This window comes from Rhizobium sp. WSM4643, assembly GCF_025152745.1.
Classification (GTDB): Bacteria; Pseudomonadota; Alphaproteobacteria; order Rhizobiales; family Rhizobiaceae; genus Rhizobium; species Rhizobium leguminosarum_I.
Genome location: NZ_CP104040.1, coordinates 4,137,213 through 4,163,066, shown reverse-complemented (window position 1 = coordinate 4,163,066; position 25,854 = coordinate 4,137,213). Strand labels below are relative to the sequence as shown.

Annotated in this window: 17 protein-coding genes; 11 read left to right on the top strand and 6 right to left on the bottom strand. The window is 61.8% G+C overall.

The window, feature by feature from the left end:
* Positions 1-110: 110 nt before the first annotated feature.
* The 5 genes from N1937_RS20525 to N1937_RS20505 all read left to right on the top strand — a co-directional run bounded on the left by N1937_RS20525 (position 111) and on the right by N1937_RS20505 (position 6,576).
* Complete coding sequence (locus tag N1937_RS20525) at positions 111-590, top strand: formate dehydrogenase subunit gamma (RefSeq protein ID WP_162116838.1); 480 nt, start codon at positions 111-113, stop codon at positions 588-590.
* Positions 587-2,143: a formate dehydrogenase beta subunit gene (locus N1937_RS20520; RefSeq protein ID WP_222292980.1), complete on the top strand. Its 1,557-nt coding sequence runs from the start codon at positions 587-589 to the stop codon at positions 2,141-2,143. The genes N1937_RS20525 and N1937_RS20520 overlap by 4 nt, the downstream gene beginning before the upstream one ends.
* Positions 2,144-2,344: 201 nt before the next feature.
* Positions 2,345-5,224, top strand: a complete 2,880-nt coding sequence (fdhF, locus tag N1937_RS20515) for a formate dehydrogenase subunit alpha (protein ID WP_162116836.1) — start codon at positions 2,345-2,347, stop codon at positions 5,222-5,224.
* A 271-nt stretch (positions 5,225-5,495) separates the two neighbouring features.
* Positions 5,496-6,323 (top strand): formate dehydrogenase accessory sulfurtransferase FdhD, encoded by an 828-nt coding sequence (fdhD, locus tag N1937_RS20510; RefSeq protein ID WP_222292983.1) that lies wholly within the window; start codon positions 5,496-5,498, stop codon positions 6,321-6,323.
* A complete protein-coding gene (locus tag N1937_RS20505) occupies positions 6,313-6,576 on the top strand; it encodes a formate dehydrogenase subunit delta (protein WP_222292985.1) in 264 nt (87 codons plus the stop codon). Before fdhD ends, N1937_RS20505 begins: the two co-directional genes overlap by 11 nt.
* Positions 6,577-6,663: 87 nt before the next feature.
* On the opposite strand, the gene N1937_RS20500 is transcribed toward N1937_RS20505, so the two are convergent.
* The 3 genes from N1937_RS20500 to rocF form a co-directional block, all read right to left on the bottom strand.
* Positions 6,664-7,140: a chemotaxis protein CheW gene (locus N1937_RS20500; RefSeq protein ID WP_003543427.1), complete on the bottom strand. Its 477-nt coding sequence runs from the start codon at positions 7,138-7,140 to the stop codon at positions 6,664-6,666.
* A 297-nt stretch (positions 7,141-7,437) separates the two neighbouring features.
* Positions 7,438-8,637 (bottom strand): ornithine--oxo-acid transaminase, encoded by a 1,200-nt coding sequence (rocD, locus tag N1937_RS20495; RefSeq protein ID WP_017966294.1) that lies wholly within the window; start codon positions 8,635-8,637, stop codon positions 7,438-7,440.
* Positions 8,638-8,779: 142 nt separating this feature from the next.
* Complete coding sequence (rocF, locus tag N1937_RS20490; RefSeq protein WP_017966295.1) at positions 8,780-9,715, bottom strand: arginase; 936 nt, start codon at positions 9,713-9,715, stop codon at positions 8,780-8,782.
* A gap of 124 nt (positions 9,716-9,839) precedes the next feature.
* On the opposite strand from rocF, the gene N1937_RS20485 reads away from it, so the two are divergent.
* The gene (locus N1937_RS20485; RefSeq protein ID WP_017966296.1) at positions 9,840-10,277 is read left to right on the top strand and encodes an Lrp/AsnC family transcriptional regulator; all 438 of its coding nucleotides are present in this window, start codon (positions 9,840-9,842) and stop codon (positions 10,275-10,277) included.
* A gap of 60 nt (positions 10,278-10,337) precedes the next feature.
* Here the strand turns inward: N1937_RS20485 and N1937_RS20480 are convergent, their stop codons facing one another.
* From N1937_RS20480 to N1937_RS20470, 3 genes are all read right to left on the bottom strand, one after another.
* Positions 10,338-17,402 carry a translocation/assembly module TamB domain-containing protein gene (locus N1937_RS20480; RefSeq protein ID WP_260058993.1) on the bottom strand — a complete coding sequence of 2,355 codons (7,065 nt, stop codon included), beginning with the start codon at positions 17,400-17,402 and terminating at the stop codon, positions 10,338-10,340.
* 66 nt (positions 17,403-17,468) lie between these two features.
* Positions 17,469-19,397: an autotransporter assembly complex protein TamA gene (locus N1937_RS20475; RefSeq protein ID WP_260056871.1), complete on the bottom strand. Its 1,929-nt coding sequence runs from the start codon at positions 19,395-19,397 to the stop codon at positions 17,469-17,471.
* Positions 19,398-19,566: 169 nt separating this feature from the next.
* Complete coding sequence (locus N1937_RS20470) at positions 19,567-19,824, bottom strand: YMGG-like glycine zipper-containing protein (RefSeq protein WP_017966299.1); 258 nt, start codon at positions 19,822-19,824, stop codon at positions 19,567-19,569.
* Between the two features lie 326 nt (positions 19,825-20,150).
* Here N1937_RS20470 and hemA point away from each other — a divergent pair, with 326 nt between their 5' ends.
* From hemA to N1937_RS20445, 5 genes are all read left to right on the top strand, one after another.
* On the top strand, positions 20,151-21,365 hold the full coding sequence (gene hemA, locus N1937_RS20465) for a 5-aminolevulinate synthase (RefSeq protein WP_222293007.1): 1,215 nt from the start codon (positions 20,151-20,153) through the stop codon (positions 21,363-21,365).
* A 358-nt stretch (positions 21,366-21,723) separates the two neighbouring features.
* Positions 21,724-22,686, top strand: a complete 963-nt coding sequence (locus N1937_RS20460; RefSeq protein ID WP_260058991.1) for a LacI family DNA-binding transcriptional regulator — start codon at positions 21,724-21,726, stop codon at positions 22,684-22,686.
* A gap of 69 nt (positions 22,687-22,755) precedes the next feature.
* Positions 22,756-23,994 (top strand): ABC transporter substrate-binding protein, encoded by a 1,239-nt coding sequence (locus tag N1937_RS20455; protein ID WP_170257089.1) that lies wholly within the window; start codon positions 22,756-22,758, stop codon positions 23,992-23,994.
* A gap of 75 nt (positions 23,995-24,069) precedes the next feature.
* A complete protein-coding gene (locus tag N1937_RS20450) occupies positions 24,070-24,987 on the top strand; it encodes a carbohydrate ABC transporter permease (RefSeq protein ID WP_162116828.1) in 918 nt (305 codons plus the stop codon).
* Complete coding sequence (locus N1937_RS20445) at positions 24,984-25,847, top strand: carbohydrate ABC transporter permease (protein ID WP_170257088.1); 864 nt, start codon at positions 24,984-24,986, stop codon at positions 25,845-25,847. The genes N1937_RS20450 and N1937_RS20445 overlap by 4 nt, the downstream gene beginning before the upstream one ends.
* Positions 25,848-25,854: the final 7 nt, after the last annotated feature.

The window sequence follows — 25,854 nt, the reverse complement described above, 5'->3', positions numbered from 1 at the left end:
ATAGCTTTATTGATCGCCGGCTGCTTCCCTGAGATGGTGGTTGCGGAATAGCACTCGGCCGGGGGAGCCCCGCTGTTTCGCAACGAGCAAGCCGCTGGGAGGGCTGCCTTATGACCATTCATATCGCCGAAGGCGATATTGCAGCGCGCACCCGAGCCATTGTCGCCGATCTTCGCTTTCTCGAAGGGCCGCTGCTTCCCATTCTGCATGAAGTTCAGCAAGAATTCGGTTATGTGCCGCAGGAAGCCATGCCCGTCATCGCGGAGGAATTGAACCTCTCCCGTGCCGAGGTGCATGGCGTGGTGACCTTCTATCACGATTATCGCGATCATCCCGCCGGCCGGCACGTGCTGAAGCTCTGTCGCGCCGAAGCCTGTCAGTCGATGGGCGGCGATGCGCTGGCCGAGCGCGTCAAGACACTGCTCGGCATCGATTTTCATCAGACGACGCTCGACGGCGCCGTGACGCTGGAGCCGGTCTACTGTCTCGGGCTCTGCGCCTGCGGGCCGTCGGCGATGCTCGACGGCGAGGTCTATGGCCGGGTCGACGATCAGACGGCGGTGGAACTCGTCGCGGAGGCGCGCCGATGACGGTCAGGATATATGTTCCGCGCGATGCCGCAGCGCTGGCGCTCGGGGCCGAAAAGGTGGCAAAGGCGATTGCCCAGGAGATCGCCGCCCGCGGCTTCGATGCCGAGATCGTGCGCAACGGCTCGCGCGGAATGTTCTGGCTGGAGCCGCTGGTCGAAGTCGAGGTTGCCGGCAAGCGCATCGGCTATGGACCGGTGAAGGCGAAGGACGTGCCCGATCTGTTCGATACCGGGATGACTGATGGAGACGAGCATCGGCTCTGTCTCGGGGAGGTTGACGACCTCCCATTCCTCAAGGAACAGACCCGCCTGACCTTCGCCCGCTGCGGCATCACCGATCCGCTTTCGCTCGTGGATTACGAGGCTCACGGCGGTCTCGCCGGCCTTCGCCGCGCCGTTTCGATGACACCGGTCGATATCGTCAAGGAGGTCACCGATTCCGGCCTGCGCGGACGCGGCGGCGCCGGCTTTCCCACCGGCATCAAGTGGAAGACCGTTCTCGATGCCGCCGGCGAACGCAAATATATCGTCTGCAATGCCGATGAGGGCGACAGCGGCACGTTCGCCGACCGGATGATCATGGAGGGCGATCCCTTCGTGCTGATCGAAGGCATGGTGATCGCGGGGCTCGCCACCGGCGCCACGAAGGGCTTCATCTATACGCGTTCGGAATATCCTCACGCAATTGCGGCGATGAGCGAGGCCATCGGCATCGCGCGACAGGCAGGCATACTCGGCCTGTCGGTGCTCGGCTCGGGGCGCGCCTTCGATATCGAGGTGCGCACCGGCGCCGGCGCCTACGTTTGCGGCGAGGAGACCGCCTTGCTCAACAGCCTCGAAGGCAAGCGCGGCGTGGTGCGCGCCAAGCCGCCGCTGCCAGCGCATAAGGGACTGTTCGACTGTCCGACCGTCATCAACAACGTGATCTCGCTCGCCTCCGTGCCCGTGATCATGGATAAGGGCGCCGCCTTCTATCGGGATTTCGGCATGGGCCGCTCCCGCGGCACCATCCCGCTGCAGATCGCCGGCAATGTCAGATATGGCGGCCTCTTTGAGACGGCCTTCGGTCTTTCGCTCGGAGATATCGTCGACAGGATCGGTGGGGGGACGGCTACGGGACGACCGGTCAAAGCCGTACAGGTCGGCGGACCGCTCGGGGCCTATTTCCCGCGGGCGCTGTTCGACACGCCGTTCGATTACGAAGCCTTCGCCGCCAAGGACGGGCTGATCGGCCATGCTGGCATCGTCGTCTTCGACGACACGGCCGATATGCTGAAACAGGCGCGTTTCGCGATGGAATTCTGCGCCGTCGAAAGCTGCGGCAAGTGCACGCCCTGCCGCATCGGCTCGACGCGCGGCGTGGAGACGGCCGACAAGATCGCGCACGGCATCGAGCCGGAGAAGAACCGGGCGCTGCTTGCCGATCTCTGTAACACGATGAAGTTCGGCTCGCTCTGCGCGCTCGGTGGGTTCACGCCCTATCCGGTGATGAGCGCCATGACGCATTTCCCGGAGGATTTTTCGCCGGCACCTCTGGTGGAGGCGGCAGAATGACGGGGTTTTTTAAAACTTTGCCCCTCACCCTAACCCTCTCCCCGCTTGCGGGGAGAGGGGACGTGCCATACGAGACGTGGCGGGGAACGGAGAGGTTGCGGCGTGTTCCCTTCTCCCCGTTTGCGGGGAGAAGGTGCCGGCAGGCGGATGAGGGGCACGCCCCGAGGCGGCCGACAAGGAAATCTATCGGAGGAGCAATCCATGTCTCTCATCCATGAAATCGACTACGGCACTCCCGCTTCGAAATCCGAAACTATGGTGACGCTCACCATCGACGGACAGCAGATCAGCGTGCCGGAGGGCACCTCCATCATGCGCGCCTCGATGGAGGCCGGTATCGAGGTGCCGAAGCTCTGCGCCACCGACATGGTCGACGCTTTCGGCTCCTGCCGCCTCTGTCTCGTCGAAATCGAGGGCCGGGCCGGAACGCCGGCCTCCTGCACGACGCCGGTGGCGGCGAACATGGTGGTGCACACGCAGACGGGGCGGTTGAAGGATATCCGCCGCGGCGTGATGGAACTCTATATTTCCGACCATCCGCTCGACTGTCTCACCTGCGCTGCCAATGGCGATTGCCAATTGCAGGACATGGCGGGCGCCGTCGGCCTGCGCGACGTACGCTACGGCTATGAGGGCGACAATCACGTCAAGGCGCGCAGCAATGGCGATATCAATCTGAAATGGATGCCGAAGGACGAATCCAATCCCTATTTCACCTATGATCCCTCCAAGTGCATCGTCTGTTCGCTCTGCGTGCGCGCCTGCGAGGAAGTCCAGGGCACCTTTGCGCTGACGATAGAGGGACGCGGCTTCGGCTCACGCGTCTCGCCCGGCGTGCACGAGCATTTCATCGATTCCGAATGCGTCTCCTGCGGCGCCTGCGTTCAGGCCTGCCCGACGGCGACGCTGACGGAGAAGTCGGTGATAGAGATCGGCCAGCCGGAGCATTCGGCCGTCACCACCTGCGCCTATTGCGGCGTCGGCTGCTCCTTCAAGGCGGAGATGCGCGGCGAGGAAGTGGTGCGCATGGTGCCGTGGAAGGAGGGCCAGGCCAATCGCGGCCATTCCTGCGTCAAGGGTCGCTTTGCCTACGGCTATTCCACCCACAAGGATCGCATCCTCAACCCGATGATCCGTGAAAAGGTCAGCGATCCCTGGCGGGAGGTGAGCTGGGACGAGGCCTTCGCGCATGTCGCGTCGGAGTTCCGCCGCATCCAGTATCAATATGGCCGCGACGCGATCGGCGGCATCACCTCCTCACGCTGCACCAATGAGGAAACCTACCTGGTGCAGAAGCTGGTCCGCGCCGGCTTCGGCAACAACAACGTCGACACATGCGCCCGCGTCTGCCATTCGCCGACCGGCTACGGTCTCGGCCAGACGTTCGGCACGTCGGCGGGCACGCAGAATTTCGACAGCATCGAACATTCGGATGTCGTCGTCATCATCGGCGCCAATCCGACGGATGGCCATCCGGTCTTCGCCTCGCGGCTGAAAAAGCGGCTGCGCCAAGGGGCCAAGCTCATCGTCATCGACCCGCGCCGCACCGACATCGTCCGGTCGCCGCATATCGAGGCTTCCTACCACCTGCCGCTGAAGCCGGGCACCAATGTCGCGGTCATGACGGCGCTGGCGCATGTGATCGTCACCGAAGGGCTCTATGACGAGAGGTTCATCCGCGAGCGCTGCGACTGGTCGGAATTCGAGGACTGGGCCGCCTTCGTCGCCGAACCGCAGCACAGTCCCGAAGAGACGGAAATCTTCACCGGCGTGCCGGCGGCGGATCTGCGCGGTGCGGCAAGGCTCTATGCCAAGGGCGGCAATGGCGCACTCTACTACGGCCTCGGCGTCACCGAACACAGCCAGGGCTCGACCACGGTCATGGCGATCGCCAACCTGGCGATGGCGACCGGCAATATCGGCCGTCCTGGCGTCGGCGTGAATCCGCTGCGTGGCCAGAACAACGTCCAGGGTTCTTGCGACATGGGTTCCTTCCCGCACGAACTGCCGGGCTACCGGCACATTTCCGACGATGCGACGCGCGATATCTTCGAAAAGCTCTGGGGCGTGAAGCTCAACAATGAACCGGGCTTGCGCATTCCGAACATGCTGGATGCGGCGGTCGACGGCTCGTTCAAGGGGCTTTACGTTCAGGGCGAGGACATTCTGCAGTCCGATCCCGATACCAAACATGTCGCGGCCGGGCTGGCGGCGATGGAATGCGTCGTCGTGCAGGACCTCTTCCTCAATGAGACCGCCAATTACGCCCATGTCTTCCTGCCGGGCTCGACCTTCCTCGAGAAGGACGGCACCTTCACCAATGCCGAGCGCCGCATCAATCGCGTGCGCAAGGTGATGTCGCCGCGCAACGGCTATGGCGACTGGGAAGTGACGCAGAAGCTTGCTCAGGCGATGGGGCTCGACTGGAATTACACCCATCCGTCGGAGATCATGGACGAGATCGCCGCGACGACGCCGAGTTTTGCGATGGTCTCCTACGACTATCTCGACAAAATGGGCTCGGTGCAGTGGCCCTGCAACGAGAAGAACCCGCTCGGCTCGCCGATCATGCATGTCAATGGCTTCGTGCGGGGCAAGGGCAAGTTCATCCGCACCGAATATGTGGCGACCGACGAGCGCACCGGTCCGCGCTTCCCGCTGCTGCTGACAACCGGCCGCATCCTCAGCCAGTACAATGTCGGGGCGCAGACGCGGCGGACCGAGAATGTCGTCTGGCATGCGGAAGACCGGCTGGAAATCCATCCGCACGATGCCGAGCAGCGCGGCGTTCGCGACGGCGACTGGGTGAAGCTCGGCAGCCGCTCCGGCGACACGACGCTCAGGGCGCTGATCACCGATCGCGTCGCGCCGGGTGTCGTCTATACGACCTTCCATCATCCCAATACGCAGGCGAATGTCATCACCACCGATTTCTCCGACTGGGCGACGAACTGCCCGGAATACAAGGTGACGGCGGTGCAGGTCTCGCCCTCCAACGGGCCGAGCGAATGGCAGCTGGAATATGACGAGCAGGCGCGGCAATCGCGCCGCATCGCCGGCAAGCTCGAGGCAGCGGAGTGACGATGCGGGGACGGGGTGGCATTGTCGGTGAGCCTCCCCCTTCTCCCCAGCGGGGAGAAGGTGCCCGAAGGGCGGATGAGGGGAGCGGCGCGGCAAATGGTGTTGCCCCTCGCTTGCGCTCGGTGCGCTCGCTCCTGTCGTCGCTCGCCCCCCTCATCGCCTCGCTTTGCTCGGCACTTCTCCCCGCTGGGGAGAAGGGGGGGCAAGCGATTGACGTTGTCTTCCCAAGAGGCCGAGTTGTGGAGGAGGGTGTCTTTCATCCTGGCGCTGCATGGTAAAATTCACCGTCACTGCCCATGCCCCCGAAACCACCCGCCGCAACGGCATCCTGCAGACCGGTTCGCGAATCGTGCCGGAAGAGGTGCCGATCGCCTTTTCCTACGGCGGCAGTTCGCATGCGGTGATGATGGCAACGCCCGCGGATCTCGAGGATTTTGCCGTCGGATTCAGCCTGACCGAAGGGATCATCGCCGGGCCGGCGGAGATATCGGGCATCGAGGTCGTCGAGGGTGAGCAGGGGATCGATGTGCAGGTGAGCCTGGTCGACGATGTCGCCGATCGGCTGCGGGCCCGGCGCCGCAGCATGGCGGGGCCGGTCGGCTGCGGGCTCTGCGGCATCGAATCGATCGAACAGGCGGTGCGGCCGGTGGCTGACGTTTCGACATCGCCGCTGGCGCTGTCGCATGCGGATATCGTCCGCGCCGTTTCGCTTCTGAACGAGGCACAGCCGCTGCATCGCGAGACGCGGGCGGTACATGGCGCCGGGTTCTATCGTCCCGGCAGCGGGCTGATTGCCGTGCGTGAAGACGTCGGCCGGCACAATGCGTTGGACAAGCTCTGCGGCGCCATCATCCGTGCCAGTGAAAGAGGCGCGGACGGCGCCGTCGTCGTCACCAGCCGGCTTTCCGTCGAGATGGTGCAGAAGGCGGCGAGCCTCGGCAGCCCGGTGCTCATCGCCATATCGGCGCCGACGGCTCTCGCCATCCGCACAGCCGAAGAAGCCGGCATGACGCTCGTCGCGCTGGTGCGCGGCGAGGATTTCGAGATCTTCACCCACCCGCACCGCATCTCGCCCGGAAGCATTGCCGATGTCGCATGATACCAAGACCAAGCTCGTCTATATGGCAAACCAGATCGCCACCTTCTTCAAGAGCCAGCCGCAAAGCGAGGCCGCGCAGGGGGTCGCCACCCATATCAACAAATTCTGGGACCCGCGCATGCGGCGGCAATTGTTCGAAATTCTGGAGAATGAGGAGAACGGGCTGGATGCGCTCGTGCTTCAGGCCGTTCATCTCATCAGAAAGCCGGAGCCGGTGATCGTTAACCTTCGGGTATCAGAGCCCGGAAAATGATAGCCGCTGCTGAAGGCTGCTTGTGGTGCCGCAATAAAAAATCGCCTCAAGCGGGCGGTTTTCTAATATTCGATCGTATGGTCCGAATCAGGCCGCCAGTTCATCCGTCTCGTTTTCCTTGAACATCTTGGCGAGGTTCAGGAAGCAGATCATGCCATTTTCCGAGGCAATGATGCCTTCGCAATAAGCGCGGTCGAAGGAGGCGGTCACTTCAGGCACCGGCTGGACCTGGCTGGATGAGATGGTGAGAATATCCGAGACGCGGTCGACCAGCATGCCGATGACCATGCTGTGAACTTCGGCGACGACGATGGCGCTGCGCTCATTGGCGACCGTGCTCTTCATGCCGAGCTTGAAAGCAAGATCGATGATCGGGATCACCGAACCGCGCAGGTTCATGACGCCGATGACATCGGCCGGTGCATGCGGGATCGGCGTCGACGGCGCCCAGCCGCGGATTTCGCGAATGGTCGTGGTCTTGACGCAGAATTCCTGATCATGCAGACGGAAGGCAATAATTTCGAGCGTATCGCCGCTGAAGTTAGTCGAATTGATCGTGGCCATTAGAATTCTTCCCAACTGTCGTAAGCTAGGGCAGAAGCGGATGCGCCACCATTGGCGCGGACAAGCTTTGCCTTCATACCACGCGATGGCTTTGCGCTCGGCGAAGCATCGTTACGGTTATCGACGACATTAGCGAAAGAGTGTTGCCCAAATCTAAATTGGGCGACGAGATTGCGAAAGGTTTTTATCTCGGATGAAAACCAGGCGGTTTTGCTGTCGATCTGTTCCAGCCGATTTTTGGCATTCAGGATCTTCCAGGCTTCTTCGGGATGGCGAAGAAGAATTGCGCCGATTTACTCAGCCTATCGTCTTTTCAATCTGCGAGACGGCCCAATCCACCTGCTCTTTGGTGATGACCAGCGGCGGAGCGAGACGAATCGTATGATCGTGGGTGTCCTTGGCGAGAAGGCCGCGCTCTTTCAGCGCATGGCAATATTGCCGTGCGCCGCCGGCTTCGGGTTCCAGCTCGATGGCCATCATCAGGCCGCGACCGCGCACATCCCTGACGATGTTCGAGCGGATCGACCTCAAGCCTTCGAGGAAGTAGTCGCCCATGACGGCGGCGTTCTCGATCATGCCCTCTTCCGTCAGCACCTTGAGTGCGGTACGCGCCACCGCGCAGGCGAGCGGATTGCCGCCGAAGGTCGAGCCGTGCTGGCCGGGTTTCAGTACGCCCAAGACTTCGGAATTCGAAAGCACGGCCGACACGGGATAGAAGCCGCCGGACAGCGCCTTGCCGATCAGCGTCACGTCGGCCTCGATGCCTTCGTGCTCCTCGGCCAGCAGCTTGCCGGTACGGCCGAGGCCGGTCTGGATCTCGTCGAGGATGAGGGTGACGTTATTTGCCGTGCAGAGCTCGCGGATGCGGGTGAAATAACCCGCCGGCGGAATGATGACGCCAGCTTCGCCCTGGATCGGCTCGATCAGGGCGGCCACCGTATTTTCGTTGATCGCTGCCTCGAAAGCCTCGGCATCGCCGAAGGGAATGGTGCGGAAACCTGGCGTATAGGGGCCGAAGCCCGTGCGGGCCTCGGGATCTGTGGAGAAACTGATGATGCTCAGCGTCCGGCCATGGAAATTATCGGCGCAGACGATGATCTCCGCCTTGCCTTCCGGCACGCCCTTGACCTCGTATCCCCATTTGCGCACCGCCTTGATGGCGGTTTCCACCGCTTCGGCGCCGGAATTCATCGGCAGGATCTTGTGCGAGCCGGTGAGAGCTGCAAGCTCTTCGTAGAGATAGGCGAGCTGATCATTGCGGAAGGCGCGAGAGGTGAGCGTCAGCCTGCCCGCCTGCTCGACCATGGCGGCGAGGATCTTCGGATGACAATGGCCTTGGTTGACGGCGGAATAGGCCGAGAGGCAATCGAGATAACGGTTGCCGTCGGTATCCCAGACATAAACACCTTCGCCGCGCGTCAGCACCACGTCCAGCGGCTTATAGTTATGGGCGCCGAGCCGTTGTTCCGTGGCGATCAGTTTTTCCGAAGTATTCATGGTCGTTCTCCCTCCAGAGCATGATGCCGAAAAGTGTAAGCGGTTTTCGGGCAACATCATGCTCTAACTATTTAATTTAGAACAGGATTCAGATTTTAGGCCGTCCCGGCCTAAAATCATCCTGTTTTATGCGGCGCGTGCCCTATGCGGCGCGTGTTGGACGATCGAAGATGCGGCGGCCGAAGAGGCTTGCCGTCAGCTCGACCAGGATGCGGGCGCTCTTGCCGCGATCATCCAGAAACGGATTGAGCTCGACGAGATCGAGCGACGAGACGAGGCCGCTGTCGGAAAGTATTTCCATCACGAGATGCGCCTCGCGGAAAGTCGCGCCGCCAGGCACCGTCGTGCCGACGCCGGGAGCGATCTCGGGATCGAGGAAATCGAGGTCGAGGCTGACATGCAGCAGGCCGTTCGCCTTGATGACGACATCGAGGATTTCACGCATGATGGCGCCGACGCCCTGCTCGTCGATCGCGCGCATGTCGAAGACATTGACGCCGTGTTCGTGGATTTCCTCGCGTTCGCGCGCATCAACCGAACGGATGCCGACCTGGAAGACGTTCTTGGGATCGACGAACGGACGGTCCTTCGGCAGGATCTCGGCGAACTCCGCCTCGCCACAGAAGAAGGCGACGGGCATGCCGTGAATATTGCCGGAGGGCGACGTTGCCGGAGAATTGAAATCGGCATGGGCATCAAGCCAGAGCACGAAGAGCGGGCGGCCTTTGCTGGCGGCATAGCGGGCCATGCCGGAGACGGTGCCCATAGAAAGGCTGTGGTCGCCGCCGAGAATTAGCGGAAAACGGCCGGAGGCGGCCACGTCGTGGACGCTGCTTTCGAGCGCGCGGGTGAAGGCGCCGACAATCCTCAAATTGTGAGCCTTCGGGTGATTCGGCAGGTCCATCGCCGGCACGATCCTGAGATCACCGATATCGGCGACGTCATGGCCAAGCTCGATCAACGTCTGGTCGATGCCGGCAATGCGCAGGGCGGAAGGGCCCATGGCAGCCCCTCTGCGGCCGGAGCCTTCTTCCAGCGGCGCGCCGATGAGGGTGACAGATCGCGATTGGGCATCCATTTCGAGGGCTCCGTGGTTGTGGGCTGTTTCGACCGATATTGGGGTAAAGTGCTGGTAGCAAAAAGATGGAAAAACGTCAGAAATGGATTATGTTTGCGCAGATTGATAAATCTATTTTGACAAAGTGGTCAGCGTGGACGATCTCGACACCGAACTTCTCAGTGCACTTCGCCATAACGCCCGGATTTCCGTCTCGTCGCTTGCGGCGACGACAGGTGCATCGCGGGCAACGGTTGCCGCCCGTATCGACCGGCTGGTCGCCAGCGGCACCATTGTCGGCTTCACCATTCGCACCGGCCATGAGACGCGGTCCGCCGGCGTGCGCGCCATCGTCATGATCGAGGTGCTTGGCAAGCTCGCCGACAGGGTGGCCGATCAGTTGAGGGGCCTGCCGCAGGTGCGCGCGCTTCACAGCACCAACGGCAAATGGGATTTCGTCGCCGAGCTCGAGGATCGCGATCTTGCCGCCTTCGACGAGACGCTGCGCCGCATCCGGCTGATCAACGGCATCAATTCGACCGAGACCAACATCCTTCTCAAGACAAGCAAAACCGGTTTCTAAACCGGCTTAAAGCTTGTGCATGCTGTCCGCAAACTGCTGCATAGCTTCGGGAGAGATGCATCAGTATTCTCGTTCGTAGACAATCCCGGCTTCGCCCTCACCGTTGCCACCGGCCCCTCCGCGCAGCTTGACGCCGCGGCCGACATCGAGGTTGATCACCGCCTTGGCGCCGGCCGAACCGCCCTGCTGCAATTCGAAATAGGTGCGATCGTTGAGATAGCGGCCGACGCTGACGCTCGTCTGGCCCTTGGAATCGGTGCTGACGTCGAAATCGTCGACGCCGAGTTGATTGCGTAGGCCTTCGAAAAGCGAGGTGGAGCGGTTGCCGGCCAGCTGACTGACGGCATCGGCGAGCTGAGCGATCTGCACCGGCGAGAGCTTCGACATCGACTGGCCGAAGATCAGCTGTGCCAGCACCTCGTCCTGCGGCAGCTCGGGCGAGGAGGAGAAAGTGATTGCGGGATCGGTGGCAAGGCCCGCGACGTCGACGGTCAGCGTCGTCGTGCCGGAGGACGATGTCGCTTCCATATCGAGCGCCGGCGTCAAGTCGCCGGCAAAGGTGATCCTGCTCTTGTCAGAGAAGTCCAGGCGACGGTTGAGAATGGTCAGGCGGCCGCGGCGCATGGTGAAACCGCCGGTCACGATGGGTGCAGCCGCCGTTCCGCGGATCGTCACCTGGCCGCCGAGTTCGGCGTCGATGCCGCGGCCGCGAACGAAGATATGCGAAGGCGCGTCGATTTCGAGATTCAGCGTGATCACGGAGGATTTCTCCCCAGGTTTGCGCTCGCCGTTATCGCGCATCTGCGCAAGCACGGCGCGCGGCGCATTCTTGTGCCGGATGTCGATTTCTCTCAGCGAGGTCGGCAGTTTTTCCGGGACCGTGATTGAGGTCTTGTCCAGCAGCAGTTTGCCGCTCAGCGTCGCACTGGCGATCGGCCCGCGCAGGCCGACCGTGCCGTTGACGGTCGAGACGACAAGCGTTCCATCGACGTAGACTGCTTTGTCGAGCTTGATCGAAATGTCGGCGGGAAAGCCGCCAGCCGGCTGGATGCCGATCGTGCCGCTTGCAGAAATCGTGCCGCCGCCGCCAAGGTTGCCGCTGAGACGCGATATCACGGCCTGGCTGCCATTGAAGGTTACGGTTGCCGCGAGATTGTTGACCGCCAGATTGCGCCGGACGTCGACGAGCTTGGCGCCGTTGGTGGAGACCGTGCCATTGATGACGGGTGCTGCGGCCGTTCCGCCAATCTGGAGATTGACAGTGGCGACGCCGTCCGCGACGAGGCCCTGCTGCGCGAGCGGGGCGCCGAGCACGGCAAAGGGAAGATTGCCTGTGAAGTGCATGTCGATGGCGCGATTGCCTGTGATCACGACACTGCCGCCGCCCTTCAGCGACATGCCGGCGTCACCGGCAAGGCTGGTGTCGACCGTCAGCTTGTTTCCGGCAAGTTTGCCTGACGCACCGATGGTGAACGGCGAAAGGCCGGCGCCTTTTGTCTGGCTCGTCCCTGCGTTCTTCCAGTCGACCTTGAAATCGACCGACGGCGCCGATAGCGCGCCGGTGGCCTTTACGGTCGCCGAGACCGCGCCCTCGGCGGCAAGGCCGGGAACGAAGCCGTTGGCGATGCCGGCCGGAACATTGGTGGCGTTCGCCGTGACGTCGACCGAGCGGATCGACGTGCCTGCGATCGAAAGATCGCCGGCTGCTTTCAGCGCCATGCCGCCGCCGCCAGTCAGGTTCGCGTCGAAATCCAGCCTGTCACCGGCATATTTTCCCGTTGCCGCCAGCGCGAGGCGGGACAGGCCGGCAGCCTTGGTGTGGCTGGTCGCGGCATCTTTCCAGTCGAGCTTGAAGTCGACGATCGGATTGGCCGGCGTTCCCGACGTTATGGCGCTTGCCGAAAGCGTGCCTTCGGCACCGAGGCCGGGAACGAAGGCATTTGCGATATTTGCCGGCAGCGCCGGGATATCGGCATTGATCGAAAGGTCCCGGATGGCGGTTCCCGCGATCGTGACGCCGCCCTTTGCCTTGGCCAACACGCCGTCCTTGCCGGCGAGATTAGCGTCGAAATCGACCCGGTCATTGGCGAACTTGCCGGATGCCGCAGCGTTCAAGCCCAAAAGGCCGCTGCTCTTGGTCTGGGCGGTCGCGGCGTTCTTCCAGTCGAGCTTGAAATCGACCGCCGGCTTTGGAAGTGTGCCAGAAGCCGATGCCGTTCCCGAGACGGTGCCTTCTGCGGCAAGACCCGGGACGAAGCCGTTGGCGAGGCCTGCCGGAAGGTTGGCGAGATCGGCCTTGACGTCAAGGTTGCGAACCGACGTGCCTGAAATCGCAACGTTGCCGGCGGCCTTCAGCGAAAGGCCGCCCTGGCCGGCGAGATTGGTATCGAAATCGAGCCGGTTGTCGGCAAAGTGTCCCGATGCGGCAAGTGCCAGGCCGGAGAGGTGCGCGAGTCGGGTCTGGCTGGTCGCAGCGTCGGTCCAGTCGAGCTTGAAGTCGGCTTTCGGTGCGGCGAATGTTCCGGCGGCGGCCATGGTGCCGGAAATCGTGCCGCCGGCCGCGAGATCGGGAACGAAGGCATTTGCGAGGCTGGCGGGAAGCTTGGCGATCTCGGCATCGACCTTGATGCTGTCGATCGCCGTACCAGCCAATGCGACATTGCCGATGGCCTTTAGTGAAAGGTCTTTATCGCCGCTGACTGCCGCGTTGAAATCAAGCTTGTTTTCCGCAAATTTTCCCGATGCGGTCACGCCGAGCGCTGCAAGGCCGGCCCGTTTCGTGTGGCTCGTCGCAGCATCTTTCCAATTGAGATCGAAATCGGCATTCGGGGCGGAGAGCGACCCGCTGACCGAGATCTTTCCTGAGATCGCGCCTTCGGCGGCGAGATCGGCGACGAAGTCGTTTGCGATGTTTGCGGGAACATTGGCCAGCGCGGCGTCGACTTTGACGTCGCTGATTGTCGTGCCCGTGATGGCGACATTGCCCTTTGCCGTCAGCGAGAGGCTGTTGGCGCCGCCGATCACCGTGTCGAAATCGAGCTTATTATCCGCAAGTTTTCCCGATGCGGTCACGCCGAGCGCTGCAAGGCCGGCGCGTTTCGTCTGGCTCGTCGCGGCATTCTTCCAATTCAGATCGAAATTGGCGGTCGGGGCGGAAAGAGAGCCGCTGGCAGAGACCGTTCCCGAGATCGCGCCTTCGGCGGCGAGATCGGCGACGAAGTCGTTTGCGATGTTTGCGGGAACATTGGCCAGCGCGGCATCGACTTTCACGTTGCCGATTGTCGTGCCCGTGATGGCGACATTGCCGTTTGCCTTTAAGGAGAGGCTGTTGGCGCCGACGATCACCGTGCTGAAATCGAGCTTATTATCCGCAAGTTTTCCTGATGCGGTCATGCCGAGCGCTACAAGGCCAGCCCGTTTCGTGTGGCTGGTCGCAGCATCTTTCCAATTGAGATCGAAATCGGCATTCGGGGCGGTGAGCGACCCGCTGGCCGCGATCTTTCCTGAGATCGCGCCTTCGGCGGAGAGATCGGCGACGAAGCTGTTTGCGATATTTGCGGGAACATTCGCCAGTGCGGCGTCGACCGTGACATTGCCGATCGTCGTGCCCGTGATGGCGACATCGCCGGTTGCCTTTAAGGAGAGGCTGTTGGCGCCGACGATCACCGCGTCGAAATCGAGCTTGTTTTCGGTGAATTTTCCTGATGCGGTCACGCCGAGCGCTGCAAGGCCCGCACGCTTCGTCTGGCTCGTCGCAGCGTCTTTCCAATCGAGATCGAAATCGGCACTCGGGGCGGAGAGCGACCCGCTGGCGGAGATCTTTCCAGAGATCGCGCCTTCGGCGGCGAGATCGGGGACGAAGCTGTTTGCGATATTTGCCGGAACATTCGCCAGTGCGGCATCGACCGTGACGTTACCGATCGTCGTACCCGTGATGGCGATATTGCCGTTTGCCTTCAGCGAGAGACTGTTGGCACCGCCAATCGCCGTGTTGAAATCGAGCTTGTTGTCGCCGAATTTTCCGGATGCCTTGACGGCGAGGTCGGCAAGGCCCGCACGCTTCGTCTGGCTGGTCGCAGCACTTTTCCAATCGAGATCGAAATTGGCGGTGGGAGCAGCGAGCGAGCCGGAGGCGGCCAGTTTTCCTGTAATCGTGCCTTCGGCGGCGAGATCGGGAACGAAGCCATTGGCAATGCGGGCAGGCAGGTTGAGGATATCGGCATTGACATCAAGCACCGGCGCCTTCGGGTCGGCGAGCGCGACATTGCCGGCTGCCTTCAGCGACAGTCCGTCATTGCTGCCAATCGTCGTGTCGAAATCGAGCTTGTTGTCGGCGAATTTGCCACCGGCGGTGATGCCGAGCGGTGCCAGGCCCGCCCCCTTTATCTGGCCCGTCGTCGCATCCTTCCAGTCGAGCTTGAAGTCGGCGACCGGTGCTGCCGGCGTTCCGGTTACGGCAATCGTTCCGGAGATCGTGCCGCCGGCTGAAAGGTTGGGCACGAAACCGTTGGCGAGCGCTGCCGGCAGCTCGTGGATGTCTGCATCGAGCTTCAGCGTTTCACCGGCGGAACCGGTGACAGTCACCGAACCGGTGCCGGTCTTCAGCGTCAGTCCGTTCAGACTGGCGGCACCGCCGCCGATGGTGACCTGCGTCGGTGCGGCAAGCTCGATCGGGATATTGCGGGGGCTTGCCGAAAAGCGATCGAGGTTCAGCTGCATCGTACCGGCCGCCGCCTCGATATTGCCGGCCGCCAGCACGGGATTGCCGTCATAGGCAGCATCGAGATGGAAGTCGGTATGGTCTTGCTGCTTGGTAAAATCGAGCGAAAACCCGGCCAGCCTGTTCGTTCCGACACTCACCTCCGCGGCCTTGACCGTACCTTTTGCGGCAAGGGCTTTGAGATCGCTGACCGTGACATCGATATCCGGCTTGGTGATCGCAAGCGTATCACGGCGGATCGATCCGCCTGTTGCAAGCAGCTTGAGCGCAATCCTGCCGCTATCGCTGCTCACGCCAAGCGACCCCTTGAGATCACCGTCGGCTTTCTGTCCGCCGAGTGCGGCAAGCAGGCCGACATTGGGGAAATCGAAAGTCAGTGCGCCTGTTGGCTCCAGGGAAGGCGAGAATTCCACATTGCCGGTCAGCCGGTTGCCGCCGATATCAGCGGTCAAAGCCGGAATACTCGTCTTGCCGTCCCGCGAACTGATGTCACCGTTGATGCCGATCGGCTGGCCGTCGATCGTGCCGGTGGCGGCGATCCTGCCCTGCGGCGCCTTGGGATCGGCGAGCCCTGACAGGTCGATATTCAGATTGCCGAGCACGCGGTCGGCCATTTCAAGGCTGGCGGCCTTCAGATTGGCCGTCACCGAGATTGCCGGGAGCTCACCGCCAACTCTCAATGCATAACCCGCGCCACCACTGGCGCCGGGGATGAGCTTGCCGATGTCAGGCAACCGGCCGGAGAGATCGGCATTCAACATCCCGCCGTCGAGCGCGACGTTGCCGGCGGCTTCGAGCGTGCCGGATTTCAGGACGATGTTGGACAGCGCGAATTTTGACGGGATGGTGCCGACCATCTGGCTTTCGAACGAGATCGGTCCGTCGAACCTGCTTGTCACCGCAGCCGGCAGGGCTGCCGGGTCGATGGTGAGCTTGAGGTTGCCGGTCAGCGCCTTGTCTGCCAGCCGATAGGAGCCGTTAAGGCCGCCGTTGATATTGGCGCTTTCGACGGTGGTGGCGTTGAAGCCGATGCCACTGGGCGAGATCTGCAGCGGCGAGGCGATCGTGACCGGGCCCTGGACGGCGCGATTGAGGTTCGGGTCGGAGAAGGTTACGTCGCCGGCAACGAGGCGCAGCTGGACGCTGCCGGAACGGGCGGCGAGATTGAAGGCGTCGCTCTTTGCGGTCAGCTTGATATTGCCGATATTGGCCTGCGGGAGGGTTGCGGTGTCGAGCGAGCCGCTGACGTTCAGCCGGGCCGCCTGCGCATCGCCTGTCAGTGCCAGGTTGAGGCCAGAAATGAGGAAGCGCGCTTCGCCTTCGGCGAGCGGCCAGCGGAAATCGACAGGCCCCGACGTGCCGAGCAGATTGGCGTTCAGGCTGTTGTTGCCGGCCGGATCGAGGGTGCCCGAGGCGGCGATCACCACGCTGCCGGTGGCGATATTGCCGGTCTGGATATCGATCTTGCCGTGATTGTCGAAGGTCGTGGCAAGATCGATATTGGTCTGGCCGGCAAAAAGCGGCCGGAATGCCGATGGAAGCAGCGAGCTCAGGTCACCGCCACCCTTGAGGTCGAGATGGTGCAGCCCGTCTGCCGTGATCTGATGCCGGGCCTCGATTGCGGCGCGCTGCTGCCCGTCGAGGGCGGCCTGCACTTTGCCTTTCCAATCGGATATCGGCCCCTGGCCGTCGAGATCAATGTTGACGGCCGGGCTGTCCGGCAAGCCGAGAAAGCCCGCCAGCAGCCCGCCCTTCGGCTCGGACAGTTGCGCCTTCAACCGCAGCCGGTTTTCGGCCGGCGCAAAGGCGATGTCGGCGGCAAGCCGCGCATCCGGGACCGCGTGACGGCTGACATTGACGACGGCCTCGCCGCCATCGCCATTTGCCGAAAGGCTGCCCTCGGCGGCGAGCGCAAAGGCGCGGCCGGCAACAGGTGCGGCAAGTTTGATATCGGGCAGTGCGACACGGTCTATATCGACCTTGATCGGAAGATTAAATCCGCCGGAATTTTCAGCTCCGGGCCGCGAGGGGAGGGTGCGCACCGGCTTGCGCAGCACGTTGATCGCTTCGATCTCGAAGCGTTTGGCATGGAAAGTTCCCGTCAGCAGCGCAAGCGGATTCCAGTCGATCGCGACGCCATGAATTTCCGCAAAGACGCCCCTGGTGTCGGAGATGGAAATCTCGGCGGCCCGCAGCCCGCCGGTCAAAAGGCCTTGCGGTTCGCGAACCTCGATCGTCATGTCGCGGTTGGAAAGCGTGGAGGCTATCTTTTCGGTGACGATGCGAGCGCCAAAACTGGTGAAGCCGAAGATCGCCAGCGCTACGACGGCGAGAATCAAAGTGGCACCGACGGCATAGCCGGTGAGCCGTACGATCCAGTTAACGATTTTTGCCAGCGTTTGCATCGGCGCGGACACTACCCCGTTTTCATGACGGCTCACAGATCGGTAAACACAGCGGAACCGGCAACCCTAGAAGGATTGGCCAATGCCGGCGTAGATTCCGTAATCTGTGCCATCTTCGTACTTGTTTAGCGGCACGGCAAAATCAAGCCGCAGCGGGCCGAAAGGCGTTGCATATCGTATTCCGGCGCCGGCGCCGGCGCGGATATTGGAAAAACCCGGAAAGGTGCTGTCCGATACCGTGCCGACATCGACGAAGGGCACGATGCCGATCGTATCGGTGATCTTGATGCGAGCCTCCAGCGAACCGGTCACATAGGAGCGGCCGCCGGTGGCATCGCCATTGTCGTTGTAGGGCGAGATTTCCTGATAGCTGTATCCGCGCACAGAACCGCCGCCGCCGGCAAAGAAGCGCTGGGTGGCGGGAATGTCCCCAATGCTATCGCCGCCGATCAGGACGCCGGCGGCAACCTTGCCGGCAAGCACCAGGCCGTCTTCCTGGCCGAACGGCAAATAGCCGGAAATCGAGCCCTCGAATGCCGCATAGGGCGTGGCGTTGAAGATTTCGTAGCCAGGCTTTGCCGAGAATGTCGCGCGATAGCCCTCTGTCGGGTTGAACTTGTCGTCGCGTGCATCGCGATCATATTTGATCGGCAAGGCAAAGGTCAGATAGTCGTTCGTGCCGAAGGCGTCGTCGTCGCGCTCCCAGCTGACCTCGCCGCTCGCCGAGACGGTGTCCCGGTCGGTCAGCTCGTAGGAAAGGCCGAGCGAGGCGGTGACGAGCGTCGCGTTGTAAGCATCCGGATTTTCGGTCTTGGCGACGATGCCGGCCTTCAGAGTAGCGGCGGGAAAGAAGGCGCCGGGCTTGGTGAAGAGGATGCCGGCGGAATAGTCGAGGCTGCCGACATCCGTCGTTTCGCCAAGCCTGGAGACCGATCCCTCGATCCTCAGCGTTTCGGCTTCGCCGAACAGGTTGCGGTGGCCCCAATAACCCTGAACACCGAAGCCGTCGGTGGTGGAATATTGAGCGCCGACGCCGAAGTAGCGCCTTTTGCCCTCGGAAACCTCGATCGTCATCGGCAAGGTGCCGTCAGGCGCCAATGCATCCCCTTGGTGGATGGTGACGCTCGAAAAGACGCCGAGGGCGCGAAGGCGCTCGCCGGCTTTCTTCAGTGCTTCCGGGGAATAGGCTTCGCCCTTGTTCAGCCGGGAATAACGCTGGATGAAAGTCGGCTTGACGGTCTTTTCGCCGGTGACGCCCACATCGCCGATCGGGGCGACGGGACCGCCCTCGGCAGCAAGGACGATATCGACGGTATCGCTGTTGTGATCGGCGACGACCTTGCGTTCGGTCAACTTGGCAAACGGCCGACCTTCGCTCTTCAATTGTTCGACAATCTTGTCGCCGGCCTTGATGATGGCGAGCGAGCCGGCCTCAGCGCCCGGGGCGAGATCGTAATCGGCGGGATTATGGTTTGCGGCATCGCCGCCGAACTGAACTTCCCTGACCTTGAAAACCGGGCCGGGAGCAATGTCGACGGTGACGCGGATCGGGCCGGACCGGTCGAATGTCGGATTGGGTGGCAGGTCGTCGATATTCTTGCCGTCGATGGTGATCGTCACCAGGCCGCCATAACGGGCCTTTTCATAGAGAGTGGCGATCAGGCGCTCTCGGTCGTCGCGCGCTTTGACGACGATGCCGAGATCGCCGGACACCGGCTGCTTCTGGTCGCTGACAAGACGGGAACTGTTTTCCAACGCTTCTTTCAGGTCGGGATCGGCGGTATCGGCCCTGAGGTCGACGTGGTAGCGCACCGGATCGGGCACCTGTTCGCCTTCGTCTTCCTCTTTGCCGAAAATGGTGATGCCGAAAAGCTTGAAGGCGTAAGCGTCGCCGATCAGGACCGGTGAGAACGCAGCTGCCGCTGCGACCACCATCATGGTGCCTGTTCGCCGATACGCAGTACTTGTTTTCGGACCTGTCCCTCTAATCCGCATCCGCCGCTTTTGGTTACGCCTACGATGAAGCTTCGTTGCCCAGCCGTGAACAGCTTAGCGATAAAATCGCGCGGGGTGTACCATTTTAAATTGCCAACGCGTTAATTTAGCACAAAAAATCCCGGACGTGTGTCCGGGATTTCCTGGATTTAGCGATTTCAGGGTGCTCTCAGCGCGGGCAGCTATCGATGTAGCGGCGGCCGTAACGGTCGCGATAGTAGCACTGGCCGGGCTGTTCGGCGACGCTGCCGATGAGGGCGCCGGACACACCGCCGATCGCGGCGCCGACTGCCGCGCCACGAACATTGCCGGTGACTGCGCCGCCGATGACGGCGCCTGATGCAGCGCCGATGCCGGCGCCCTGCTGCGTCGGCGTGCAGCTTGCAATCGACAGGCCGACCAATGCGAGTATGACAGCTTTCTTCATCTTTTCTCTCCGAGGTTGTTGCCCAGCGGGCAAAGGCCGTCCCTTCTATTTTTTTGTCAGGCTAGACCGAAAACTATGTCGGAAGAAAGGGTTGTCCATCCGGTGTGCTGATTTTTTTGCGATCGGGCTGGGTCGCCTTTTGCACGATGCGCAAGCTCCCCCTGCCTTCTGCGGCATCAATTTCGTTGATTGCGGCGCGCATATTTTTTATCTGGAATCATTCAAAAATCTGGGCCTTTTGCCGCAGTTGATGTTAAAGCAAAGGGTAAGCATTGACGCGCGGACGTCCAGTCATCAAGAACATCCGCGTGATACTGGAGCATATGATGGATTTCGAAGCGTTTTTCAAAAACGAGCTGGACGGGCTTCATAGCGAGGGCCGTTACCGCGTTTTTGCCGATCTCGAGCGTCACCGCGGCAATTTCCCCCGCGCGACGCGTCACACCGCGGATGGCCAAAAGGAAGTCACGGTCTGGTGCTCCAACGACTATCTCGGCATGGGCCAGCATCCGAAGGTGATCGAGGCGATGAAGAACGCCATCGACCACTGTGGCGCGGGTGCGGGAGGCACCCGCAATATTTCTGGCACCAACCATCATCATGTCATGCTCGAGCGTGAGCTTGCCGATCTGCACGGCAAGGAAGCAGCGCTGATCTTCACGTCTGGCTATGTCTCCAACTGGGCAGCGCTCGGCACGCTCGGCGCCAAGATCCCCGGCCTGATCATCTTCTCCGACGCGTTGAACCATGCCTCGATGATCGAGGGCATCCGCTACGCCAAGTGCGACAAGGTGATCTGGAAGCACAATGACGTGGCCGATCTCGAAGCCAAGCTCAAGGCCGCCGATCCGAAGGCGCCGAAGCTGATCGCCTTCGAGAGCGTCTATTCGATGGATGGCGATATCGCCCCGATCAAGGAAATCTGCGACCTCGCCGACAAATACGGGGCGATGACCTATCTCGACGAAGTGCATGGCGTCGGCATGTACGGCCCGCGCGGCGGCGGCATTGCCGAGCGCGAAGGGCTGATGGACCGGCTGACGGTAATCGAGGGCACGCTCGGCAAGGCGTTCGGGGTGATGGGCGGCTATATCGCCGCTTCGACGGCGCTTTGCGATTTCATCCGCTCGTTTGCGTCGGGCTTCATCTTCACCACGGCGCTGCCGCCGGCGCTTGCCGCCGGCGCCGTCGCCTCGATCCAGCACCTGAAGATCAGCCAGTTCGAGCGCGCCCGGCATCAGGACCGTGTCCGCAAGCTGAGGGCGCTGCTCGACCAGCGCGGCATTCCGCATATGCCCAATCCGAGCCATATCGTGCCGGTGCTGGTCGGCGATGCGGCCAAGTGCAAGTGGATCTCCGACCTGCTGCTCGACAATTGCGGCGTTTACGTCCAGCCGATCAACTATCCCACCGTGCCGAAGAAGACCGAACGGCTGCGCATCACGCCGACACCGCTGCATTCCGACGCCGATATCGCCCATCTGGTTGAGGCGCTGCATTCGCTCTGGTCGCGCTGCGCGCTCGCAAGGCACGTCGCCTGATTTTTCGATGATCGCTCGGTTCGAACCGTAATTCAGGGCCTCCACTGGAGGCTCTGACAGCGATCGGTCTTGCTCCCGCAAGGCGCTGCTGCAAACCTCCTTACCCGCCCAAGATCATCCGCTCTGTGCTTGGTCTCAACACCGATGACACATCGCAATCGGCCTGATCGATGCGCGTCGAACTCTCCCTGTGCTTGCCCTTCCCGCAAACTGCATTGCCGATCCGGCCTTTGTGCCGCATGAGAAAACCTTTTCTCACTTGACATAAGGTTTGGTAAAAGCTTTTCTCAGATCACTTCAGAAGGAGGACGTTCTGAACATATCGGGAGGAAAAAGAGGCAGGATCACCATCCACGAGGTGGCGGCGGCTGCCGCGGTGAGCATCTCGACGGCGTCGAAAGCTCTCAACGATACCGGCCGGATGGGCTCGGAAACGCGCGAACGGGTGAAACGGATAGCCGCGGAAATTGGATACCGGCCGAATGCGCTGGCCAGAGGTCTTCTCAGCAAGCGCAGCTTCACCATCGGGCTGCTGACGAACGACACTTACGGCCGGTTCACGCTGCCTGTCATGGCCGGCATTTCGGACGCACTCGTCGATCACGGTGTTTCGGTCTTCCTGTGCGCCATCGAAGACGATCCGGCGCTCGCCCAGATCCATGTCGACGCGATGCTGGACAAACAGGTCGACGGCATCATTGCGACGGGAAAACGCCTGGACAGACGCCTGCCTGTCGACTTGTCGAATCTGCATGTGCCCGTCGTCTATGCGTTCACTGAGGGGGCGCAAAACAGTGTCACCTTCCGGTCGGACGACGAGCAGGGTGCGAAGCTGGCCGTGGAATGGCTCGTGAAGATCGGGCGGCGGCGGATTGCGCACATCACCGGGCCGCAGGATTTCTTCTCGGTGCGGGAACGTGCCGGCGCCTATCACGAGGTGGCTGGTCACCGAGAGCCGGTGCTCTACGGCGTCTGGTCGGAAAGCTGGGGCCATGAGGCGGTCGAACAGCTTTGGAAGAGACCGGGAGAAAAACCGGATGCGCTCTTCTGCGGCAACGACCAGATCGCCCGAGGTGCTGTGGATGCGTTGCGCGAGCGCGGCGTCAAGGTGCCGCAGGACGTCTCGGTCGTCGGCTTCGACAATTGGGAGATTGTCGCGGCCCAGACGCGGCCGCCGCTGACGACGGTGGATATGGAATTGAAGGAGCTCGGGCGGCAAGCCGGATTGACGGTGCTTGCGCTTGCTGAAGGACGGCCTGTCGAGCCGGGAGTGAGGAAATTGCCGTGCCGGCTGATCGTCCGGCAATCATGCGGGGGGTAAAGCCCTCGGGGATGAGAACACGTGAATGAGCAAAGGCGCGAGGAGATGCGCCATATCGGGAGGAGTGTCATGATCAAGCGTCTATTGGCGGCGACCAGCATCGCTACCTTATGTCTGGTGTCGGCTGCATCGGCTGCCGAAAATGTCGAAATGTGGGTTCGCTCGGGGATCGGCGACGCCTTCAAGAAGGTCGTCGAAGCCTATAATTCCGGTCACGAGAACAAGGTCGTGATGACCGAGGTGCCGTTCTCCGAGCTGGTACAGAAATATGCGACGGCAATCGCCGGCGGGCAGGCGCCGGACGCGCTGTCGATGGATCTCATCTATAACCCGGCCTTTGCTGCGGCCGGCCAGTTGGAAGACCTGACGGACTGGGCAAAATCCCTGCCCTATTTCAACTCGCTGTCGCCATCGCATGTTCGCCTCGGTACCTATCAGGACCGCATTTACGGCCTGCCGCTGTCGGTCGAGACATCGGTCTTCGCCTGGAACAAGGATCTCTACAAGAAGGCGGGTCTCGACCCGGAAAAGGCGCCGGCCAACTGGGATGAAATCACCGCCAATGCCGAGAAGATCCGGGCCTTGGGTGACGATACCTACGGCTTTTATTTCTCCGGTGGCGGCTGCGGCGGCTGCATGATCTTCACCTTCACGCCGCTCACCTGGGGTGCCGGTGCCGATATCCTGTCGGCCGACAGCAAGACGGCAACGCTCGATACGCCTCAGATGCGCAAGGCCGTCGATATCTACCGCAACATGGTCAAGAAGGACTTGGTGCCGGCGGGTGCGGCCAGCGACACCGGCGCCAACTTCCTGACCTTTACCAACGGCAAGATCGGCCAGCAAAGCCTCGGCGCCTTTGCCATCGGCACGCTGGTGACCGAGCATCCCGATATCAACTTCGGCGTGACGCTCATCCCCGGCGTCGACGGAAAGCCTTCGTCCTTTGCCGGCGGCGACAACTTCGTCATCACCAAGGGCACGAAGAAGATCGACGCGGTGAAGGGCTTCCTCGAATATGTGTATTCGATGGACGGCCAGAAGATCATGGCGAAATACGGCAGCCTGCCGACGCGCGGCGATATCGCCGACAAGGTGCTTGAGGGCCTCGATCCGCGCATGCAGGTTGGCCTGAAGGCGATCAGCGTCGCCAAGACACCCTATACGCTGCAATTCAACGACCTGATCAACAGCGCCAACGGGCCATGGGCAAGCTTCACCAATGCCGCGATCTTCGGCGACGATGTCGACGGCGCGTTTTCGAGCGCCCAGTCGGAAATGCAATCGATCATCGATAGCGGCCAGTAATCTCTCCCCCGGCCGCGGCCGGGGAGCGGTGGCAGCTTCCCGGCCAATCCCACTCGACAGACGCGGAGCGTTTTGATGACCGGTTCCGGTTCAGAGACTCTATTGCCTCAGCGCAGGCGACGGCGCAGATCGAACTGGCGAGGTCTTGCCTATATCGCGCCGGCCATGGCGCTCGTCATCGTCTTCTTCATCATGCCGGTTCTCTTCACCGGATGGATGAGCCTTCACAACTGGCCGCTGATGGGGGCGTCGCGCTGGATCGGCTTCAACAATTATTTTCGCATGGCCAACGACACCCGCTTCATGGCGGCGCTGAATTTCACGGCCTACTACACCGTGATCGTCACCATCGCGATCTTCGCGATCGCCTTTCCGCTCGCCATCTTCGTCGAAAAGGAACGGCAGTTCGTCAGCGCCTATCGGACGATCATCTTCCTGCCCGTCGTGGTCGGTCTTGCCACCGCCTCCCTGCTCTGGGTCTGGCTCGCCAATGTCGATAGCGGCTTCATCGGGCCGGCCTTGAAGGCGCTCGGTCTTCTGGAAAAGAGCCCCAATCTGCTGGCGACTTTCGACACCGCCTTTCTGACGATCGTGGTGATGGTCGTCTGGAAGATCGCCGGCTTCACCATGATCATTCTTTTGACTGGGCTTCAGGCCATTCCGTCCGAGCTGACGGAGGCCGCCCGCATCGACGGCGCCGGGCGCTGGCAGCGTTTCCGGCATCTGACGCTGCCGCTGATGCGCAAGACGATCGCGCTGGCGCTGATCGTCTCCGTCACCGGTTCGATCCTCGCTTTCGACCAGTTCTACATCATGACGTCAGGCGGACCGCAGAACAAAATGATCTCGGTGGTCTATTACATCTTCAATCAGTCCTTCGTGTCGTTCAATCTCGGCTATGGAGCAGCACTGTCGATCGTACTTCTCGCCATCCTGGTGGCGATCAGCATCGTGCAGCTCTGGCTGCTTCGCGTCGGGGAGGAGCGTCCATGACCACCTCAAGGGAACGCCGCGCGCGCAAGGCCATCCGTGCGAAATCGGTCTATCATCTGACCGGTATCGTCATATCGATCTTCTTTCTCGCCCCTTTCGTGATCACGCTATTGTCATCCTTCCGGCATGGCACGGAGGCCAGCCTGCCGCCCTTGCCGCCATGGCCGACCTCCGGCGTCAGCATCGATTCCTATGCGCTGCTCGATACGTTCGGCGCCGGCATCTGGCGGCACATGATCAATTCGCTGTTCGTTTCGGTCGCCACCGTGGTGCTCACCGTCGCCGTCAGCCTGCTCGCCGGCTACGGTTTCTCGCGTTATCGGTTCCCGCTGAAGAATGCGCTCTTCGTGCTGATCATCGCGACGCTGATGATCCCGTTCCAGTCGATCCTGACGCCGCTCTTCATCATCCTGGCAAAGCTCGGCCTCAACAATTCGCTGATTGGGCTGACGCTGGTTTATGTGACGCTGCAACTGCCCTTCTCGGTCTTCATGATGCGCAACGCCTTCGACGCCGTGCCGAAGGAGATCGAAGAGGCCGCACGCATCGACGGCGCGCGCGACCTCAGGCTTCTGGTCCGGGTTCTTCTGCCGCTGGTGCTTCCCGGCGTCGCGACGGTGGCGATCTTTGCCTTCCTCAATGCCTGGAACGAGTTTCTCGCAGCACTCGTGCTGCTCTCCAGCAATGAGAAATACACCCTGCCAGTGCTGATGACGGCGGTTCGCGCCGGACGGCTCGGCGCCATCAACTGGGGAGCGGTCCAGGCCGGCGTCGTCGTCATGACGATCCCTTGCCTGATCGTCTTCCTGCTCCTGCAACGCTATTACATGCGCGGGCTGATGGCCGGCGCGGTGAAATGATCTTAGA

What these genes read in the sequence shown, in the direction of transcription:
- rocD (WP_017966294.1), bottom strand. Translation starts at nt 8,637, where the DNA reads ATGAATACTTCGGAAAAACTGATCGCCACGGAACAACGGCTCGGCGCC.
- N1937_RS20505 (WP_222292985.1), top strand. Translation starts at nt 6,313, where the DNA reads ATGTCGCATGATACCAAGACCAAGCTCGTCTATATGGCAAACCAGATC.
- N1937_RS20520 (WP_222292980.1), top strand. Translation starts at nt 587, where the DNA reads ATGACGGTCAGGATATATGTTCCGCGCGATGCCGCAGCGCTGGCGCTC.
- fdhF (WP_162116836.1), top strand. Translation starts at nt 2,345, where the DNA reads ATGTCTCTCATCCATGAAATCGACTACGGCACTCCCGCTTCGAAATCC.
- N1937_RS20455 (WP_170257089.1), top strand. Translation starts at nt 22,756, where the DNA reads ATGATCAAGCGTCTATTGGCGGCGACCAGCATCGCTACCTTATGTCTG.
- N1937_RS20450 (WP_162116828.1), top strand. Translation starts at nt 24,070, where the DNA reads ATGACCGGTTCCGGTTCAGAGACTCTATTGCCTCAGCGCAGGCGACGG.
- N1937_RS20445 (WP_170257088.1), top strand. Translation starts at nt 24,984, where the DNA reads ATGACCACCTCAAGGGAACGCCGCGCGCGCAAGGCCATCCGTGCGAAA.
- hemA (WP_222293007.1), top strand. Translation starts at nt 20,151, where the DNA reads ATGGATTTCGAAGCGTTTTTCAAAAACGAGCTGGACGGGCTTCATAGC.
- rocF (WP_017966295.1), bottom strand. Translation starts at nt 9,715, where the DNA reads ATGGATGCCCAATCGCGATCTGTCACCCTCATCGGCGCGCCGCTGGAA.
- N1937_RS20470 (WP_017966299.1), bottom strand. Translation starts at nt 19,824, where the DNA reads ATGAAGAAAGCTGTCATACTCGCATTGGTCGGCCTGTCGATTGCAAGC.
- N1937_RS20475 (WP_260056871.1), bottom strand. Translation starts at nt 19,397, where the DNA reads ATGCGGATTAGAGGGACAGGTCCGAAAACAAGTACTGCGTATCGGCGA.
- N1937_RS20480 (WP_260058993.1), bottom strand. Translation starts at nt 17,402, where the DNA reads ATGCAAACGCTGGCAAAAATCGTTAACTGGATCGTACGGCTCACCGGC.
- fdhD (WP_222292983.1), top strand. Translation starts at nt 5,496, where the DNA reads ATGGTAAAATTCACCGTCACTGCCCATGCCCCCGAAACCACCCGCCGC.
- N1937_RS20525 (WP_162116838.1), top strand. Translation starts at nt 111, where the DNA reads ATGACCATTCATATCGCCGAAGGCGATATTGCAGCGCGCACCCGAGCC.
- N1937_RS20500 (WP_003543427.1), bottom strand. Translation starts at nt 7,140, where the DNA reads ATGGCCACGATCAATTCGACTAACTTCAGCGGCGATACGCTCGAAATT.